This is a genomic window from Puia dinghuensis, from assembly GCF_014642875.1.
Classification (GTDB): domain Bacteria; phylum Bacteroidota; class Bacteroidia; order Chitinophagales; family Chitinophagaceae; genus Puia; species Puia dinghuensis.
Window position 1 is genome coordinate 592,562 of sequence record NZ_BMJC01000002.1, and the last position, 18,215, is coordinate 610,776.

The 18,215-nt window shown below is 53.5% G+C and carries 14 protein-coding genes and 1 tRNA gene; 4 read left to right on the top strand and 11 right to left on the bottom strand.

Translation table 11 applies throughout. From position 1 onward, the window contains the following. Positions 1-5: 5 nt before the first annotated feature. The 10 genes from IEY39_RS10700 to IEY39_RS10745 form a co-directional block, all read right to left on the bottom strand. The gene (locus IEY39_RS10700; protein WP_188931268.1) at positions 6-1,607 is read right to left on the bottom strand and encodes a SusD/RagB family nutrient-binding outer membrane lipoprotein; all 1,602 of its coding nucleotides are present in this window, start codon (positions 1,605-1,607) and stop codon (positions 6-8) included. Between the two features lie 27 nt (positions 1,608-1,634). Then, the gene (locus IEY39_RS10705) at positions 1,635-5,018 is read right to left on the bottom strand and encodes a SusC/RagA family TonB-linked outer membrane protein (protein WP_229688867.1); all 3,384 of its coding nucleotides are present in this window, start codon (positions 5,016-5,018) and stop codon (positions 1,635-1,637) included. A gap of 18 nt (positions 5,019-5,036) precedes the next feature. Beyond that, complete coding sequence (locus IEY39_RS10710; RefSeq protein WP_188931270.1) at positions 5,037-6,245, bottom strand: ROK family protein; 1,209 nt, start codon at positions 6,243-6,245, stop codon at positions 5,037-5,039. A 184-nt stretch (positions 6,246-6,429) separates the two neighbouring features. Then, positions 6,430-7,794 (bottom strand): GH1 family beta-glucosidase, encoded by a 1,365-nt coding sequence (locus IEY39_RS10715; RefSeq protein WP_229688868.1) that lies wholly within the window; start codon positions 7,792-7,794, stop codon positions 6,430-6,432. A gap of 92 nt (positions 7,795-7,886) precedes the next feature. Further along, positions 7,887-8,609 carry a hypothetical protein gene (locus IEY39_RS10720; RefSeq protein WP_188931272.1) on the bottom strand — a complete coding sequence of 241 codons (723 nt, stop codon included), beginning with the start codon at positions 8,607-8,609 and terminating at the stop codon, positions 7,887-7,889. A 28-nt stretch (positions 8,610-8,637) separates the two neighbouring features. After that, the gene (gene miaA / locus IEY39_RS10725; protein ID WP_188931274.1) at positions 8,638-9,528 is read right to left on the bottom strand and encodes a tRNA (adenosine(37)-N6)-dimethylallyltransferase MiaA; all 891 of its coding nucleotides are present in this window, start codon (positions 9,526-9,528) and stop codon (positions 8,638-8,640) included. 5 nt (positions 9,529-9,533) lie between these two features. Further along, positions 9,534-10,118, bottom strand: coding sequence for an IS1096 element passenger TnpR family protein (locus tag IEY39_RS10730; RefSeq protein WP_188931276.1), 585 nt, complete (start codon positions 10,116-10,118; stop codon positions 9,534-9,536). Between the two features lie 69 nt (positions 10,119-10,187). Next, complete coding sequence (locus IEY39_RS10735) at positions 10,188-11,606, bottom strand: CCA tRNA nucleotidyltransferase (RefSeq protein ID WP_188931278.1); 1,419 nt, start codon at positions 11,604-11,606, stop codon at positions 10,188-10,190. 106 nt (positions 11,607-11,712) lie between these two features. Next, entirely contained in the window at positions 11,713-12,762 is a 1,050-nt protein-coding gene (locus IEY39_RS10740; RefSeq protein ID WP_188931280.1) for a glycosyltransferase family 9 protein, read from the bottom strand. A 17-nt stretch (positions 12,763-12,779) separates the two neighbouring features. Next, positions 12,780-13,385 carry an L-threonylcarbamoyladenylate synthase gene (locus tag IEY39_RS10745; RefSeq protein WP_229688869.1) on the bottom strand — a complete coding sequence of 202 codons (606 nt, stop codon included), beginning with the start codon at positions 13,383-13,385 and terminating at the stop codon, positions 12,780-12,782. A gap of 17 nt (positions 13,386-13,402) precedes the next feature. Between IEY39_RS10745 and IEY39_RS10750 the strand changes: the two genes are divergently transcribed. The 4 genes from IEY39_RS10750 to IEY39_RS10765 all read left to right on the top strand — a co-directional run bounded on the left by IEY39_RS10750 (position 13,403) and on the right by IEY39_RS10765 (position 16,129). Continuing rightward, positions 13,403-14,218 carry a 2,3,4,5-tetrahydropyridine-2,6-dicarboxylate N-succinyltransferase gene (locus IEY39_RS10750; RefSeq protein WP_188931284.1) on the top strand — a complete coding sequence of 272 codons (816 nt, stop codon included), beginning with the start codon at positions 13,403-13,405 and terminating at the stop codon, positions 14,216-14,218. Between the two features lie 8 nt (positions 14,219-14,226). Further along, positions 14,227-15,189 carry a DMT family transporter gene (locus IEY39_RS10755; RefSeq protein WP_188931285.1) on the top strand — a complete coding sequence of 321 codons (963 nt, stop codon included), beginning with the start codon at positions 14,227-14,229 and terminating at the stop codon, positions 15,187-15,189. A 226-nt stretch (positions 15,190-15,415) separates the two neighbouring features. Beyond that, positions 15,416-15,919, top strand: a complete 504-nt coding sequence (locus IEY39_RS10760) for a hypothetical protein (protein WP_188931286.1) — start codon at positions 15,416-15,418, stop codon at positions 15,917-15,919. A 128-nt stretch (positions 15,920-16,047) separates the two neighbouring features. Further along, positions 16,048-16,129: transfer RNA gene (locus tag IEY39_RS10765), tRNA-Leu, on the top strand. 1,101 nt (positions 16,130-17,230) lie between these two features. Here the strand turns inward: IEY39_RS10765 and IEY39_RS10770 are convergent. Further along, positions 17,231-18,124 (bottom strand): RpnC/YadD family protein, encoded by an 894-nt coding sequence (locus IEY39_RS10770; RefSeq protein ID WP_188931287.1) that lies wholly within the window; start codon positions 18,122-18,124, stop codon positions 17,231-17,233. Between the last annotated feature and the right edge of the window lie 91 nt (positions 18,125-18,215).

Sequence of the window (18,215 nt, forward strand, 5' to 3'; positions counted from 1 at the left end):
AACGATTAAGGCATATCCCACCAGACGCGGCCGCCGGCGTTGTCGGGAGTACCGAAGCCGGCATCGGCTTCCATCGCCTTGAAGGCCGCCTGTTGGTTGTTATAGTTGGCATCAGAGACAGGCAGCGATTGCAGGGCAACCCGGCGAGCCAGGGTAAGTGCGGTTCCACTGCTCGTCAGCGGAGACCACGCTACCACGGAAGTAGTCGTCGGATAGCCAGTCCGCTTCCACCAGGCCCAGGCCTCGGAGGGTTGACGGAAGAAGTCCAGGTAAGCCTGGCAGGAGATCTGTTCGATTGCCTTGGCTGGATTGAATGTAATTCCGGGCGTAGCCAGGTAAGCCGTGATCTCGGCGGAGGAGACAGCCGTAAAATTGGATATCCCGGCGGCTGAACCCATCGAGCTATAGAACTGGATGGAGGCCGTCACACCATTGGTGTACCAGGTAGCCGCGGCATCCGTGGTGATGCCCCTTGCGCCCAGTTCCGCACGGATGAAACAATATTCCGCGTAGGTGATCACCGGGAAGAAGGACGTGCCCGTACCGACGCCGTTGCCGTCGCCTTCATCGTAATTCGGGGTGAAGAGCCGGTGCTGAACGGCAGAGAAGGTATCAGGGCTGCTCTGGTACAGGTTCTGGTAGTACGTCAGGCTGCAGGTGTCCGGGTTCACGGGGCTGCCCAGGTAATTGCCGTTCTTGTTCTTCCGGAAGAAGATACGGAGGCGGGGATCACCATAGGTGCTCATGAAATTGACCAGGGTCCTGGAGGCCAGGAATCCCTGGGGGTTATAGTTGCTGGATTGCGTGGCAAAAGAGGGCCCCGCGGTGAGTACCCACGAGTCCGTGATCGACGACATCTGGTTGGCATCCGACAGCACGTCCTTTGCGATGGCCGCCAGCGTTGTCGGATCCCTCTTCAGGAGGCGCATGGCGATCTTGAGGCGCAGGGCGTTACCGGCCTTGATCCAGGCGGTGACCTGGTTGCTGGAAGCACCGAAGAAGGGATCGTAGCCGCCATACAGGGTCTGGGTGGTGGACTGGCTGGTCTCCAGGGTCTTCACGGCGGTTTTGATCTGGAGGTCGAGTGTATCGAACAGGGCCTGCTGGGGATCGTATGTGGGCGTCAATGTCCCTCCGTAGCGGGCGAGGAAAGCTTGTGTAAAGGGAATGCTACCGTTGACATCGCTCACGTAAAAGCCATAGTATGCCTTGTAAATGGTGGCGATGGCTTCTTCATATACCCTGGCCGCTTGCTGTGCCGTGGTCATCTTTGCGACGAGATGGGGGATGTCCGACAAGGGGACGCCTACATTACCGTAGAAGTTGCCGTAACGGTAGTTGAAATTGCCGCCTTCGTTGGTGAAGCTGGGGCCGTTGCCGGCGTTGCCGGTGAAAAATTGCATCCAGGGACTCACCGCCCGAAGGTTATCATAGTAAGCCTCGAAATCGTTGGGGCAGTGTACAGCTGCATAGAGGAATTGGTTACCCGGGTCGGTACTCGTCAGCGTGCTTGGGTTGACGTTGGCATCGACGAAGGTCGATTTCTTACAGGATACTACCGTAGTGCCCGCCAGGAGAAGGAAGAAAAAATATTTATTATATCTCATGATAATACTATTTGAATGTTAGACTGGTTAGAATGTGGCGTTGAGTGTGGCTCCCATGCTCCTGACATAAGGCAGGCCGCCGCCTTCTGCGAACGAAGCCGCCTGGTTGTTATACAGGCCTTCCGGGTTGATACCGTCTTTTGCATTCTTCCAGATGTAGCCGAGGTTCCTTCCGGTGAGAGTAAACTTCAACCCTTGGAGATGGGCCTTCTTGTAGACGAAAGCGGGCAACGAGTAGCTGACCGATACCTGGCGAAGGGCCACCCAGGAATTATCGAATATGGATACTTCGCGGATACCGCTGGACCATTGTGTGAGGTTCTCATAATAGGCGTAAGCAGGGACGGGTTTGAGCAGGCCGGCTTTCACAGCAGCGGCGTAGGTCATGCCGCCAATATCCGTACCACCGACCAGGGTCCCATCGGCGAATACGCCATTGGGGATGATGCCGTCATCATGAGAAACGTTGCTGGCGTCGGTGTAGGTGAGGCCGCCCGACTTCGCGTTCCTGCCGGGAAGGGAGTTCTTGAAATTACCCGTCTCCGAACCGTACTGGTCGGTAGCGGAAGCCATCAGGCCGCCGACCTTGGAATCCACCTGGATGCCGAGGCTGAAGCTCTTGTAGGTGAATGTCTGGAAGGTTCCCCACAGGAATTTCGGCATGATGTTGCCGAGGGTCTTTGTCGAACCGTCGTAGTCCTGCGAACGCATGTAGGTGTAGTAGCCACCGGTGGTGCCGTAAGGCGCATTGCCGAGGACGCGTTGGCCGGCGGCGCCAGCCACCTTACCGTGGTAGGTAGCGAAGCCGTAACCGGTGGTGACGGTGCCATATTGGCTACCCGCAATAGCGTAGGCAGCAACGTCGGCGCCGAATGCCAGTTGCAGTTGATACTTGGTCACTCCGGGGTACAGGGAGATGATCTTATTCTTGTTGGTTGCGAAATTAACGGTCATATCCCAGTTAAAGTCCTTCGACCTCACGGGCGAGGCGTTGAGGAGTATCTCTACGCCCTGGTTCTGGATATTACCGGCATTGATGGTGCGGCCGGAAATGCCAGATTCCTGGTCGGCGGACAGGGAGAGTATCTGGTTGAAGGAGTTCTTCTTATAGTAGGCGATGTCGATGCCCACGCGGTTCTTCAGGAAACGGAGGTCGGTACCGAACTCGATCTCGCGGGCCAGCTCGTTGACAAGGGTCTGGTTACCCAGCGTGGTGTTGTAGTTGCCCTGGCCGTCGCTGAAGGAATACAGCGTCTGGTTGGCATTGCTGGCATTGTTAAAGGTGCCCACCGAGCCGTAGTTGCCGGTGCTGTTGGTCACATAGGGATTGGCGCTATAGCCTGTCCAGCCCACGCTGGCCCGCAGCTTGCCAAAGGACAGGATGGAGTTGGAGTTCTTGAAGGAAGGCAATTCCGTAAAGACCCAGGCCAGACCGAGGCTGGGGTAAGCATAGGTCCAGTGGCCATGGCCATCCGCATATGTCAGGGCAGACGACCAGTCATTGCGAATACTGAAGTTGAACGTCAGCATGTTCCGCCAGGTGAGGTCACCATAGCCGTACACCGCTGCCAGGATCGATTTGGGATTGGTACCGACCGTGGTGGTGGGGGCGCTGACGGAGTTAGCGATGAAATAAAGACCCGGGGCCGTCAGACCGCCATTGGTCTGCGATCTTGAGATGGGGCCGCCGAGGAAATTCTGCTCTTCGCCGCCGACGGTTGCCGTCAAAGCGAAATCCTTGCCCAACTCTTTGTTGGCCGTCAACAGTCCCTGCACCCTTGTATTCTTATAAGAGCTCTGGTCGATCTCATAATAACCGCCTGAGAAGTTTGCCCCTTGACCAAGCTGCTGGTTTTCCGTCACATCATTATAGTTCTGCACATTGGCGCGTACCAGGCCGGTGAGCCAGGGGGTGAACTTCGCCGTCAGATCGAGGTTGGCCAGCAGGACGTTCTCGGTATGGCTGAGATTTTCTTCGAACATCGGCCAGAAGAGGTGGGCGAAGTAATAGGGGTCGTTGGAAGAAGTCGCTTTGATGCCGCCATTCACAGGGTCGATGTAATTATTCTTAAAGTAGGAGATCGGTGCATTCCGGGGCGCGAAATAGAGGATACCGCCGATGGGGTTGGAGGTGCCGCCGCCACCCTGGATGATGGGATTCAGCACCTTGGTCGTAGTATAGTTGACGCTTGCATCGAGCGAGAGCACGTTAGATAGCTTCGCGGTGCCGTGCAGGGCGAAGCTGTTCTTGTTTAAGCTATTATTCGGGACGACGCTGGTGTTGTAGAGGTTGGTATAGGAAGCCCTGAAGCTCGCGTTGTCATTTCCTCCTTCGGTGGAGACGTTGGTATTGACAAATCTGCCTGTCTGGAAGAATTCCTTCAAGGCATCATTGGCCTTCCAGGGAACCATGCGGCCATCGAGATCTTTTACCATATGACCATCGAATGCGGGGCCGTAAGAGTACCCGCCGTTGGGGTTGGGCCATGCGCTGGCGGAGACGTCGACCACATCGTTACCCGAACCGTCTTTTGCAAAGGTGGAGCTGAGGCCGCCGCCATAGGTATTCTGCAGGTCGGGCAGCTTATACGCCTGGTCGAAAGAAACGGTCTGGTTGTAGGTGACTCCGAGTCCTTTCCGTGCGCGGCCTTTTTTGGTCTGGATCAGCAGCACGCCGTTGAGGGCTTGCGAACCATAGAGCGCGGAAGCCGCTGAGCCTTTCAGCACGGTGATGCTTTCGTAGTCATCGGGGTTAAGGTCTTTGATGATGTTACCGAAGTCCTGGCCGCCGCCCCAGGAGTCGGCACCGGAGGTACCCGGTTGAAGGAGAATACCATCGATGACGACCAGGGGTTCTGTATTCTGATCGAGCCGGGCATTACCCCTGATCTGGATACGGGAGCTCGACGAAGGACCGCCAGTGCCCTGGGAGACGGTAACACCAGCCACCTTACCCTGAAGGGCATCGCCCAGGTTGGAGTTATTGGTGGCAACGATCTCGCTGCCCTGGATCTGGGTCGCCGAGTAAGATAGTTTGCGGACGTCTTTTTTTACGCCGAAGCCCGTCACGATCGCTTCCGTCAGCTCTTTACTATTCTTTGCCAACTGCACCGAAAAGGTGGAATTCTCTCCTACCAGTACCTCTTTGCCGTCATAGCCGATGGTACTGAAGAGAAGAGTAGCATTAGCATCGGCGTGGACGGAAAAATTACCGTTCTCGTCTGTGAAGACGCCACCGGTCTTTGATCCCTTTATCGCCACGGTGACACCAGGGAGAGGCTGACCCGATTGGTCCTTTACCGTCCCGGTGATCAGCTTCCGCTGTTGGGCATCGACAGAAAACCCAAACAGCAGGAAGGCGACAACAGAGAACATCGCAAATGCGAACGTTGGCTTAATTGTTCGTTTCATGAGCAGTTTGTTTTGATTTTAATTGTTAGTGTGTGTTGTAAGAAAATGACGCTCTTTCGCATAGTTGTCCATGACCAGGGCAGCGGCGCCGATGAGTTCGGCGTCATAGCCTAACCTGGAGATCTCCAGCTCGGTATTGCCAGCCAGGCGGGGAATACAGTGTTCGTTGAGAGCCTGTTGGATGGGCGTTTGCCAGATCCTGCCTGCCGAAGCGCCCCTGCCCCCTAAGATGATCGTCTCGGGGTTGAGGAGGTGGATCAGGATGGCGACGCCTCTGCCGATGTTATACCCTGACTCCGACAAAAGCTCCACGGCGAATTTGTCACCTTTGCCGGCTGCGGAGATCACAGCCTTCGATGCCTGGTCGAGATCGTCCGCCAGCTGTTTTTCCTGCAGCAGGGTGACGCGCCCGTTGCGGATGCCTTCTTTGGCCTTCTCGACTACGACCATCAGGGAAGCCTCCGTCTCGAGGCAGCCCATCTTTCCGCAACTGCATAACTTGTTGTTGGTAAAAAGCGGCAGATGACTGAATTCGCCTGCGAACCCGTTGTAGCCCCGGAACAGCTCGCCGTTGATGATCAGGCCCAGGCCAATGCCCCAGCCTAAGTTGACGACCATGGCGGTTTTCTTGTGGCGTGCCGCCCCGAAGCTGAGCTCCGCGAGTGCAATGAGGCTGGAATCGTTCTCGATATAGGTCTGTACATTAACCTTATCCGTTATATATCTCGTAATGCTCCTCTCCCCGTTGCCCAGGAAGGAGTAGTTGAGGCCTTTCCTGGAGTCTATGAATCCCGGCATACCGATGCCGATGCCGGCTATCCTTTCCCTGCTGATCCCGGATTTAAGGATGTGCTCGTCCAGTGTTGCGGCGAAGGTTTCGAGCGCCAGGGGATTGCGGGCCAGGTGGAGTTCGATCTTCTCCGGTTCGCTGACGGGATGGCGCTGCATGTCCATGATGACGATGCGGGTGAACAACTGGTCCATGGCGACGGCAACGGTATACATCCAGTCGGGCCGGATGGAATACATCTGGGGGCGCCGGCCGCCGGTAGAAGGGGCATAACCTGTTTCAACGATTTCGTTGTCCCTAATCAATTCATTTACCATTTTGGTCGTTAAGGGGAGACTTGTTTTGATCTGGGTGCTCAGATCGGAACAGGATAAGGCGCCAGCGAAATATAATTCTTTGATAATCTTTCCCTTATATAGCAAGTTTTTCTCACGCATAAGCTTCGGTTAGTGTACAGGTCCGATTATAAATGAATTTAAAGTTAATAAACTTTTATAAAAAAGTTAAAAAGAAATTATTTTTTTTAGAGAAGTTGGCGAACATATAGGAAAAACAAAACCCGGAACAGTGATTTCCAGGTTTTTAACGCGGAGTTATTAAAAGAGAGGAAAAAGGTGGGGTTTATTTTTTGCCGTTGAGGAAGTCACGAAACCAATACCCCGAGTTTTTGATGGTACGGAGTTGAGAATCAAAGTCAACATGGATGAGTCCGAATCGGGCTTTATACCCTTCGGCCCATTCGAAATTGTCCATAAGGGTCCAGGCGAAATAGCCTTTTATATTTACCCCTTCTTTTTTGGCCCTGAGCAGGGCGAGCAGGTATTGCTGATAGTAGTCGATGCGGGACTGGTCGTCGACGGCCCCATTGACCACCTCATCCCGGAAGGCGGCGCCGCTTTCGCTGATGATGATCTCTTTTACGCCGCCGTAGAGCCAGAACTTTTTCAGGATGCGATAGAAGCTGTCGGGGTTGATCTCCCAGCCCATAGCGGTGTGGGGTACCCCGCGGGCAGCGGCTTTTACCTCAGAAGCCTGGACGATCGGGATGAGCGGGTTAAAGCGGACGACGATGGGGAAATAGTTCTGGATACCGATGAAATCAAAGTTGAAGCTCATACGCTCTGTGTATTTCCAGCTGCGATTGTGGAGTTCGAGCTTTTCGAGGAATTTGAAGTCCTCGCGGGGATAGCCGCGACCGAGAGCAGGTTCGATGAAAAGGCGGTTCATGAGGATATCCATGCGTTTTGCCGCCTGGATGTCTTCGGGGTTATTCGTAAAAGGCAGCACTTCGGAGCAGGAGAAGGTGGTGCCGATGTGGGCGTTGGGTACCAGTTGCCGGAGGATGCGACCACCCTCCGCCTGGGCCAGGGCGGCGTGGTGGATAGCGGGCAGAAAGTTGGAGAGCCCTACCCTGCCGGGTGCATGGCGGCCCAGCATATAGCCGAGGCTCGTAAAGCCAAAGGGCTCGTTGAGGACGATCCAATTCTTCACCTTGTCGCCATATTCCTCGGCACATACCGTTGCAAACCGGGTGAACCATTTGAGCATGAAGTGGCTGGTCCATCCCCCCTCTTTTTCCAGGGTCACGGGCATGTCCCAGTGGTAGAGGGTGACATAGGGGGTCAGGCCGAGTTTGAGGCATTCGTCAATAACCCGGTGATAAAAGGCGATGCCTTCCTTATTTACCCGCCCCATGCCTTCGGGGAGGATACGCGCCCAGGAAAGGGAAAAACGGAAGACGGAAAAGCCAAGGGCTTTTACCAGCAGGATGTCATCTTTATAACGGTGGTAGAAATCGCAGGCGACAGTGGGCCGGCCACCGCCTTTTATCTTGCCCTGGCGGCGGGAGAAGGCGTCCCAGATGGAGGGACCTTTACCGTAGCTGTTCCATGCACCTTCATTCTGTACTGCGGCCATCGCCACGCCCCATTGAAAATCTTCGCCGAATTCCCTGGCTATCAGTTTGTGCAGGTGTGGATTGACCAAACGTTGTATTTAATGACGTGAATTGGACTCCGTCCAATTTGGATTTGCGCGTGCAATATTCGGACGAAAGCGTGTTAACTCAATATTACCATTCAGTTATTTTTTACAGCATTGTAAGCGGTGACCAGCTGGATATAGTCATCGGTGTTGCGGCCTTTCAGGTGATGGTCGTGGATATATTGCGTAAGGATGGCCTTGCGGTCCTGGAGCTGGTCTTGCAGATCCTGCCAGCTTTTCACCAGGACAAGGGCGCCTTTGCGGTGGAGATAGTATGTCTCGATGGTGACGATATCCTGGTCGGTGGTGGCGGTGCCGTAAGAGGGGGTCTCGTGTATCCTTTTCTTTATCTGGCGGCAGAGGCTGACCTCGTCGTTGACGAGTACCTGGAACCAGACCTTTTCCAGCGCCTTATCGGTAGGGGTGAGCTCCCAGCCCCAGACGAAATAATATTGCTCGCCGGTGGTACTATCGGTGAGGATGATGCGCCGGACGGGTGAGGAGGCGATCATTTCCTTTCCATCGGAGCCGAGGTAATTGATCTCGTTGTCGAGGAGATTAATGCGGACGGCATTGCAGCGGTAGTGGCCACCGCCGTCGTCGAAGAGCCGGGCCTTCATGAATTGCTCTTTGAAGAAGGGGGTACCTGCCGTGACACGGACGTATTTGATGCCGGTGTAGAGTTGGCCAATGACAGCGGAGGTAGTATTGTAGTCGATGGCGCCGGTGCCGTCGCTATTGGTGACGTCGATGATCTTCTGGGCCCTGGTTTGCACCAGAAAGAGGATAAGGAGGGCAGCAGTCAGCATGTGCTTCATATCCGGAATATACAAAACCCGGCGCGAACTACACAAGCGTTTCGAGAGGAGTGGCAGGATCGGCCCAGCGAACGGACAGATCGCGGCGAAACCAGGTGAGCTGCCGTTTGGCGTACTGGCGGGTGTTCGTCTTTATAGCCGTGACGGCTTCGGCCAGGGTATGTTTGCCGTCGAGGTGATCGAAGAGCTCCTTATACCCCACTGTCTGGAGGGCGTTGTGGTTGCGGTAGGGCAAAAGGCTTTTTACCTCATTGAGGAGGCCGGCCTCCATCATGGCGTCGACGCGCTGGTTGATGCGCTGGTGGAGTTGTTCTTTTGGCAGCTGCAGCCCGATGGTGCGGATGGTAAAGGGCCGCGTGCGCGGCTCCCGGGTGCGGAAGGAAAGGATCGACTGACCGGTGGACATCCGGACCTCGAGTGCGCGCATGAGCCGCTGGGGGTTTTGGATCTCGCCTTGCTCGTAGAAGGCGGGATCATATTTTTTTACTTCTTCCTGTAGCCAGGTGAGGCCGCGCTCTTCATAGTGAAAGCGGATATGGCTGCGGATAGCCTGGTCGACGGGGGGAATGGTGTCGAGACCATCGGTGAAGGCGCGGATATAAAGCCCCGTTCCGCCTACCATGACCGCGACGGGCGCCGTGCGGAAGATGTCAGCAGCCCAGCCAAGCGCGAGCTCTTCAAAGGTGGCGGCGTTGACCTCTTCCTCAATAGAATGAGAATTGATAAAATAATGATGCACGGCTTCGAGTTCGGCGGGAGATGGTTTTGCGACGCCGATGTTGAGCTCGCGATAACATTGACGGGAGTCGGCGGAGATGATCTTTGTTTTAAAGTGACGGGCGAGACGAATTGCGGCAGCCGTCTTGCCGACGGCCGTCGGCCCAACAACAATGATTACGATGGGTGCTGTAAGGGCCATAGGATTTACAGTACTTCGTCGACACCACCTTCCTCTTCACCTTCACCTTCACCTTCACCTTCTTCGCTTTCTTCCTCCGACTCTTTGTCGCCTTCGACGCCAAAGCCCTCGGTGCCCTTTGTGAGATCGTATTTTTCTTCCATCTCGGTGAGTTTGTCGCCGACGAGACCCTTTGTTCCATATTGGGAGGGTGCGATGCCTTCGGCCTTTACGATGGCAGGATAATCCAGTTTTCCGTTCTCTTCCTTGGAGACGCTGATCAATTCGACGAGAAAGCCCCAGTTCTTTACGAAGTCGTAGACATAGATGAATTTCTGGTTGGGATCGCGAATCTCCGAGCCGATGGTGGTCGCATCCATCATTAAGGGTTCTGCCTTATAGGGCTTATCGTATTTCTCAAGCGAGATCTCCCGGCCCCGCTGCCAATGGTCGTTGCTCCGATAGAAAGTTGCCTGATGCTTGTTATCGAATTCATATGCCTTCAGAATCACCTGGTGTAATTGCAAAAAGGACTGCGTGTGCCGTACAGCCACATCCCTGTAAATGCTATCGTCTTCTTCGAAATATACCCGGAATTTCAATATCGCCATGGCTACAATGCAATTTAGAGTTCACAAGATACAATAATTGTGCAATTCTGCTATCTCACTGGAAATCTGTTATTTCACCGGAACCAACTGCAACTCAGCCGCTTTCTTCATCATGAAATCATGGGCGGAGTCATAATTGTTGTCGATGACGCCGTCGAGAATGGCATCGCGGATGGCATTCTTGATATCGCCAACGGTGCGGCCGGGAGGGAGGCCAAACTTCTCCATGATCATCTCGCCGGTGATCGGGGGTTGCCAGTTGCGGATCTTGTCCTTCTCTTCCACCTCTTTGAGGCGCTGGCGAACCAGTTCGAAATCCTCCAGGTAGCGTTTGACCTTTTGTTTATTCTTGCTTGTAATGTCGGCCTCACAGAGTGTCATGAGAGCGTCGATGTCGTCACCGGTATCGAAAAGCAGCCGGCGGATGGCCGAATCCGTGATGTTCTCCTTTGTCAGGCTTATGGGCCGCAGATGGTATTCCACCAATTTGCGTACAAAGCGCATTTTTTCGTTGAGCGGCAGTTTGAGCTTTGTAAATATTTTGGGAACCATGCGACCGCCGACGACCTCGTGGCCGTGGAAGGTCCAGCCATGGTCTTTCTCAAATTTCTTTGTGGCCGGCTTGCCGATATCATGGAGGATGGCGGCCCAGCGTAGCCAGAGATCGGTAGTATTGCGGCTGATGTTATCGAGCACCTGGAGGGTGTGGTAAAAGTTGTCCTTGTGGCCGTGGCCATCGATGTATTCCGCGCCGGCGAGGTCGACCATCTGCGGGAAGATGATCTTAAGGAGGCCGGTGCGATAGAGCAGATCGAAGCCAATGGAGGGTTTTGCACTGAGGATGATCTTATTCAGCTCGTCAGTGATACGTTCCTGGGAAATGATCTTTATCCTGGGGGCGTCTTCCCTAATGGCGTTGAGCGTGGCTTCGGCGATGGTGAAGTTGAGCTGGGTGGCAAAGCGGATGGCGCGGAGCATGCGCAACGGGTCGTCGCTGAAGGTCCTCAGCGGATCGAGCGGGGTACGGATGATCTTTGCCTCGAGGTCGTTTATTCCCTCGAAGGGATCGATGAGTTGGCCATAGTCGGGGGCGTTGAGGCTGATGGCCATGGCATTGATGGTAAAGTCGCGGCGAAGCTGGTCGTCCTGCAAAGTGCCGGGTTCGACCTCGGGATTCCGGGATTCGGCGCGATAGCTCTCCTTTCGGGCGCCGACGAATTCTATCTCCCAATCCTCGTATTTTATCTGGGCGGTGCCGAAGTTCTTGAAATAAGAGACCAAAGGTTTTGGCTTCAGCGATTCGGCAACCTTGTGAGCAAGAGCGATGCCGTCCCCGACACAGACAATGTCGGCGTCTTTTGTGGGCCGGCCGATGAGTTTGTCACGGACGAAGCCGCCTATAAGATAGACCGGGGCTTCCAGGGCGGCCGCGGCGCGGGCGATCTTTTCGAAGACGAATAATTCCTTTTCTGTGCAGTTGATGTCCATAATTCATGTGCTGGAAATGCGCCTCAGGAAAAATAGCGCATTTCCAGCAAAGCGCTAATGTCTGTTCTTGGGCGCAGGCGCCAGGGGCGAAGTTAAAGAATGTGTCCTAATATCCGACCGACGGGCGGCCGTCCATCATGGTTTCCAAAAGTTGGCGGTCTTGAATTTTATTGGCGCAGTTGAAGTGTCCGCGGGGGCAGGCCTTATAGCCATGGAGACCGCAGGGGCGGCAGTCGAGGGGTTCTGGGGTCTCGACTATGTAGCTTTTATCGCTGAGGGGGCCGAAGCCAAAGGCGGGGATGGTAGAGCAGTAGACAGCCGTGACGGGGGCGTTGACGGCGGAGGCGAAGTGCATGGGGGCGGAATCGTTGACATAGTTCATGACGGCGTCGCGCATCAGGGCGGTGGATTGGAGGAAGGTGAGCCGGCCGGAGAGGTCGATAATGTCTTCGCCGGGGGCGTTAGTTTGGATGTACTGACAGAGGTCTTTATCGGAAGGGGCGCCGAGCAGATAGACGGTGGTTTGCGGCGGGAGATTTTGGATGAAGCTGATCCATTTCTCCTTTGGATATTGTTTGGTAAACCAGACGGAGGCGGGTGAGATGGTGATATAGGGTTTTGTCTTGTACGGCTTGACTTTATCCTCGTCTGTGGGTGTGGGATAGAGCCGGGGTTTGGCCGGTTTGTCGTCGGTGAAGGCGGCGATGAGGGCCTGGTTGCGCTCGATCTCGTGAAGCGGCGCGCCCGCGCCAGTCATGGGGAGCGCCGTTTTTTCGGGGGCGCTGACGATATGCGGGATGCGGTGGGTGAAGAAGCGGCTGAGGGGGTTTTTGTCGAAACCGATGGTTTCCTTTGCACCGGAGAAAGTGGTGAGCAGGCCGGTGGCGGCGAAACGCTGAACATTGATCACCTTGTCGTACTTTGTTTTACGGATGCGACGGGTGAGGTCCAGGAGGTTCTTGAACTTGTTTTGTTTTTTGTCCCAGATGAGGACTTCGGTGAGATAGGGATGGCCGGTGAGCAGGGCTTCGTTGCCTTTTCTGACCAGGAAGTCGATGCGGGCGTCGGGGTAGCACGCGTGGAGCTTTTCGATGAGGGCCGTTGCGAGGACGACGTCGCCAATGAAGGCGGTTTGTATAACCAGGAATTTTTGCACCGGGCAAATTTAGTATATTAAGAGCGGATGACCGTGGGGGTGCCGTCAGCGTTCCATTTGACGATGGCGGAGGGTTCGCGGGGTGTTTCGTCGTCACGGCGGTGTTCGACGATGTAGTCGACGCCTTGTTTTATGCGTGGATCGATCTCTTTGTAAAAAGGGGGGGCGGGCTCGCCGGAGATATTAGCAGAAGTGGAGACGAGGGGTTTCCGGAATCGCTTTATCAGATGCCGGCAGAAGGGGTCGTCGACAAGGCGGATGGCGATGGTGCCGTCGGCATTGATGAGATTAGGTGCGAGTCCGATGGCGCCTTCGTAGATGACGGTGGTAGGTTTTTTGACGATATCCAGAAAGTCGAAGATGCGGAGGTCGGGCTGGCTGGTATATTTCAAAATATCGCGTTTGTCGGCCACCAGCACGATTAGGCTTTTGGCGGCTTCACGTTGTTTGAGCGAGTAGACTTTGGCGACGGCTTGCGGGTCGGTGGCGTCGCAGCCGATGCCCCAGATGGTGTCGGTTGGATATAGGATGAGTCCTCCAGATTGGAGGACGGCGAGGGAGCGGTCGATATCGATGTCGAAGTTCATGGTGCTGAAGGTGCAAAAATACTTGTAAATTCGCATCCTCAAAAAACGCTGAAATGGAATTGAAACAATTGATCACGGAAGCCTGGGGTAACCGGGAATTATTAAAAGAGAACAACTATTCCGACGCGGTGCGGACCGTCATCGAGGAAGTAGATAAAGGCCGGTTGCGGGTGGCGTCGCCCAAAGATGGGGGCGGATGGACGGTGAATGAATGGGTGAAGCAGGCCATCCTTCTATATTTTGGCATCCAGCAGATGCAGACCTGGGATTTGGCGCCCTTTGAATTCTATGATAAGATGCTGCTGAAAAAAGATTATAAATCCCTGGGAGTAAGGGCGGTGCCGCATGCGGTAGCACGTTATGGGGCTTTCCTGGCCCGGAATGTCGTGCTGATGCCCAGCTATGTGAACATCGGCGCCTATGTCGACGAAGGGACCATGGTGGACACGTGGGCGACGGTTGGCAGTTGTGCGCAGATAGGCAAGGGGGTACACCTCAGTGGGGGTGTCGGCATCGGCGGAGTGCTGGAGCCGTTGCAAGCAGCGCCGGTGATCATCGAGGATGGGGCTTTTCTCGGAAGCCGGAGCATCGTGGTAGAAGGGGTCATCGTTGAAAAGGAGGCGGTGCTTGGCGCCAATGTGGTGCTGACCCAATCGACAAAGATCATCGATGTAAGCGGCGCGTCACCGGTAGAATATAAAGGCCGGGTGCCGGCGCGGAGCGTGGTGATACCGGGTAGCTATACGAAGAAGTTCCCTGCGGGTGAATATAATGTGACCTGTGCGCTGATCATCGGGCAGCGGAAGCCGAGTACTGATCTGAAGACGAGTTTGAATGATGCGCTGAGGGACTTTAACGTGTCTGTTTAGCCTTAGCGATGGCAACGCGCAAGACCTTATTGACCGGGTTCCTGATCTCTTTTTCAGGCGCCATTATCTTTTCCACAAAAGCCATTTTGGTGAAGCTGGCCTTCCGCAGCACGCATACGGATGGCCTGACGCTGCTGATGTTGCGGATGCTGCTCTCCCTACCCTTCTATCTGATAGTGGCGTTTTGGGGTAGCCGGAAAGAGGGGAATGTGCGGATGAGTCGGCGGCAGTGGTTTTATGTGGTGTTGCTTGGATTGCTGGGATATTACCTGAGCAGTTTCTTTGATTTTATCGGGCTGCAGTATATTTCGGCGGGGTTGGAGCGGCTGATCCTGTTCCTATATCCGAGTTTTTCGGTATTGATCAATGCCGTGGTGTTCCGGCAGCGCATCAGCCGGGCGCAGTTTTGGGCGCTGGCGCTTACCTATCTGGGGATCGGCATCGCTTATTTCGGAGAGTTAAAGATCGATACGGCGAATCCGCATTTCTACTGGGGTAGTTTTCTTATTTTTTTGTGTTCCATTACCTATGCTTTCTACCTGTCGGGTACGGGGCGGATGGTGCCGGTGCTTGGTGCGGCGAAGTTTACGACGTATAGTATGCTGGCGGCGACGGGGGCGGTGTTGTTGCATTACTTTGTACGGCAGTTGGCCCAGGGTGGCGTGTTGCTGCCTGTGTCGACCGGCAGCGGCGGGCTTTGGGGTTATGGCGTGTTGCTGGCGCTGGTGGCGACGGTGATCCCTTCCTTTATGCTGTCGGCGGGGATGAAGATCATCGGGCCGAACAATGCGGCCATAGTGACGAGTGTGGGGCCGGTGTCGACGATCCTCCAGGCACATTTTCTTTTGGGTGATCCGATCTTCGCGGAGCAGGTGGTGGGGACGGTGCTGGTGATCACAGGAGTGCTGATCATCGGGTGGAAGGGAAGGAAGGCGGAGGCCGCGATAGAGGCGGAGGAGGCGGCGCATTAGGGCGGAGACGGCGCTTGAAAGGTTATTCATTTGTTATTATGGTAAAAAAACAAGACTTCACCGTCGTGTCAATTTCGCCCGACGGCGTGTACGCTTTAAGGATAGTCGTGCATTTCTCTTGATTTTTTCCTTGGTGTTTTCCCCAATTTCCCACCCCGCAAATGGCATCTGCTTTGTCCTTAACACCTAAGATGTTATTTTGGTTCTCTAAACCTAAATAACCGATATGAAAAGGACACTCTACGCCTTTATTTTAATTATTGCTCTGACCGTACTTAATTCATGCGCTTCTATTGTCAGCAAATCGAACTGGCCGGTGCACGTGGCCAGTGATCCGGCGGGCGCCACCGTCATGATCACCAACCGTCACGGGGTACAGGTGTATAAAGGGACCACACCTGTAATGCTCACTTTAAAATCGGGAGCCGGCTTTTTCAAGAAGGAGTCCTACACTGTCCATTTTGAGTTCGCGGGATACGCTTCTCAGGATATCCCCCTGGAATGCAAGGTCAATGGCTGGTATTGGGGAAACCTTCTCATCGGAGGTCTTCTCGGCTTTTTAGTTATCGATCCTGCTACGGGGGCCATGTACAAGTTGGAGACTCCGGCTGTGGATGCGAGATTGGCAAAGGATGCTACCGGTAGCGTCGAACAGACGCCCACTCTGAAGATCGCCAACATCAACAATTTGCCGCAAAGTATAGCGAAGAACCTGGTAAGGATAAATTAGGGGTCGAAAGAATTTCGCCATTCCGGATAAAAAACAAAGTTTTCTTGGGTTACAATTTTTTCTTTTCCTATATTTGCAGCCCCGAATAAGGAATTCTCTCTACGGAGAGTGTTCATTATCAAGAGGATGCCCAGGTGGCGAAATTGGTAGACGCACTGTTTTCAGGTAGCAGCGCCGTAAGGTGTGCTGGTTCGAATCCAGTCCTGGGCACGAAGGCCCCTCAACGAATGTTGAGGGGTTTTTGCATTTCAGCAGCGGGGCAAGCTTTGCTTGCCTAAGCGGATGAATGCAAAAACGAACGAGCGAAGCGAGTGGGGGCCTTCGGGTACGCCCCTCGCAGGAGTATCTGGATCAGCGGAGGCCGTCAGGCCGGAGATAATCCAGTCCTGGGCACAACAAAAGCCTTGTAAAGTATTGACTTACAAGGCTTTTTTATTCCCCCTGCGTCAAATTTGTGTCGCTTTTCCCCGCTTTCTACCACTATTCACGACACAAATTTGACACTCCAAATGACACACGAAATTGCGTGCTTGCCGCCAGCACAAGACCAACACACCTCGGTCGAAAAGAAGGGGGAACTTCCGTTATCAGAACCTCACGGCGCGCAACAACCGAAAAGCGAAACGTCAGGCTACAATGACATGCCTTTCAAAGCCACTTTGGCAGAAAGGCCCCGGCATAGTCAGCCAGTAACAAAATATTTTCCTTCACAGGTCTTCTCACATTTTACCGTGTTCAACAACCCCTGCGTCGCAGCATTGCCCGGGAGGCTGATGTCCTCAAACCGGCACTTACCTTGTATCCTTATTCTTCAACCCTTCAACTTTACTCGCTATAAATATCTTGAAGCGAAAGAATGCAAAGGGCGACAAAATCACATTCTATTATGACTTTGGTCGCGATCCAAGGCAGCGGCCCACAACCGGCATATTTATTTACACCAAGCCCAAGGATCAAATACAAAAAAACCACAACAAGGAAGCGCTTGCCCTTCTACTTTTCGGGCCTCCCATAGCTTTTGTCCACCATCTTCAAGGCTTTTTCCAAATCCTGGAACAACGCATCAAACGGCTTCATCATGACTGCTCGGTTTTAGTTTGTGACATCTAAACTAAAGCAGTCCAGCGATCCGGTTTATACCACAACGCACAAGCGCCCCAAAACTCGTAGAATTCCCTATTGAGCCCCCGTAGTCCGCGTAGCGCGCGCTGCATCGGCTACGCACAAGCGCGTAGCCCGTTGAGCAGGTCATAAAACAAAAAACCGCCGGGATCATCCCGACGGTTTCAATATCGTATCTACAACGAGAAGCTATTTTTTCTGCTTCCTAAGGCTCTTCCTCACCTCTTTCACAAAGTCAACAGGCACTTCGGCCAAAGCGGCTATCTCCTCCATGGTATGAGTAGTTTTTGTGAGGAGATTTTTTACAATCGCCCAGGTCTTTTCCTCTGCATAGATTTCACTCAAGATATCCATAGTATTCTTTTTACCGGTGATCTTATCTACTTCTTTCCCAAAAGTACGAATTGTCTCGCGTTTTTCAAAGAGGACATATTTATCCAGAAATTTCAAAATGGCTTGCAGCTTCTTCTTCTCGAAAATGCCGTTCTCATACAATTTCCTGAAAATAAACAATTTCCCTTCGAGCAGTTTTTTGTCAACGTTTTTTCCCTTCAGAAGGGCATTTTTGGCGGTCAAAACCACCCAGGCAAAGGGATTGTTACTCTCCGCCAGTTCTTCATCCGAATAATCCAGGACACTAAGTGTATTGTAGTCATATTGCAGGCGGGTATTCATGAACTCATAACTGTAGCTTCCCTGCAAGAGATTCCCGTCGGGTCCGCAAAAAATGGCAATTGCTACCACCGGCTTATGGTGCCGATCAAAGCAGCGATAATAGTATCGAAACATTCTTTCAGGAAAAATAGGTCGGTCCTCCGCTTTCGTTATATCCTGTACCTCCACATGGATAAGTACCCATTCCTCTCCGCCATCCTTGCGGAAAACCTTGACCAGGTTATCTACATACCTAACATCCGTTTTCTTTCCAGGTCCAGGGTTTAGCTCCGCGAGTTCCTTATCCAGGTATACGAATCTTTTTTGCAAATCGAATACCTGGTCTGCATCCGGAAAAACAAACCGCAGCAGATCGTCTAAAACCCACTGTAAAACGCCCTTCCACAGAATATCCTTATTGTGCTGCATACTTCAAGATTTATAATTCTGCAAAATCGCCTATATCACGATCGGCTTAATCATTACCTCCCGTTAATTGTTAAGTAATTGCTTGCGCGCG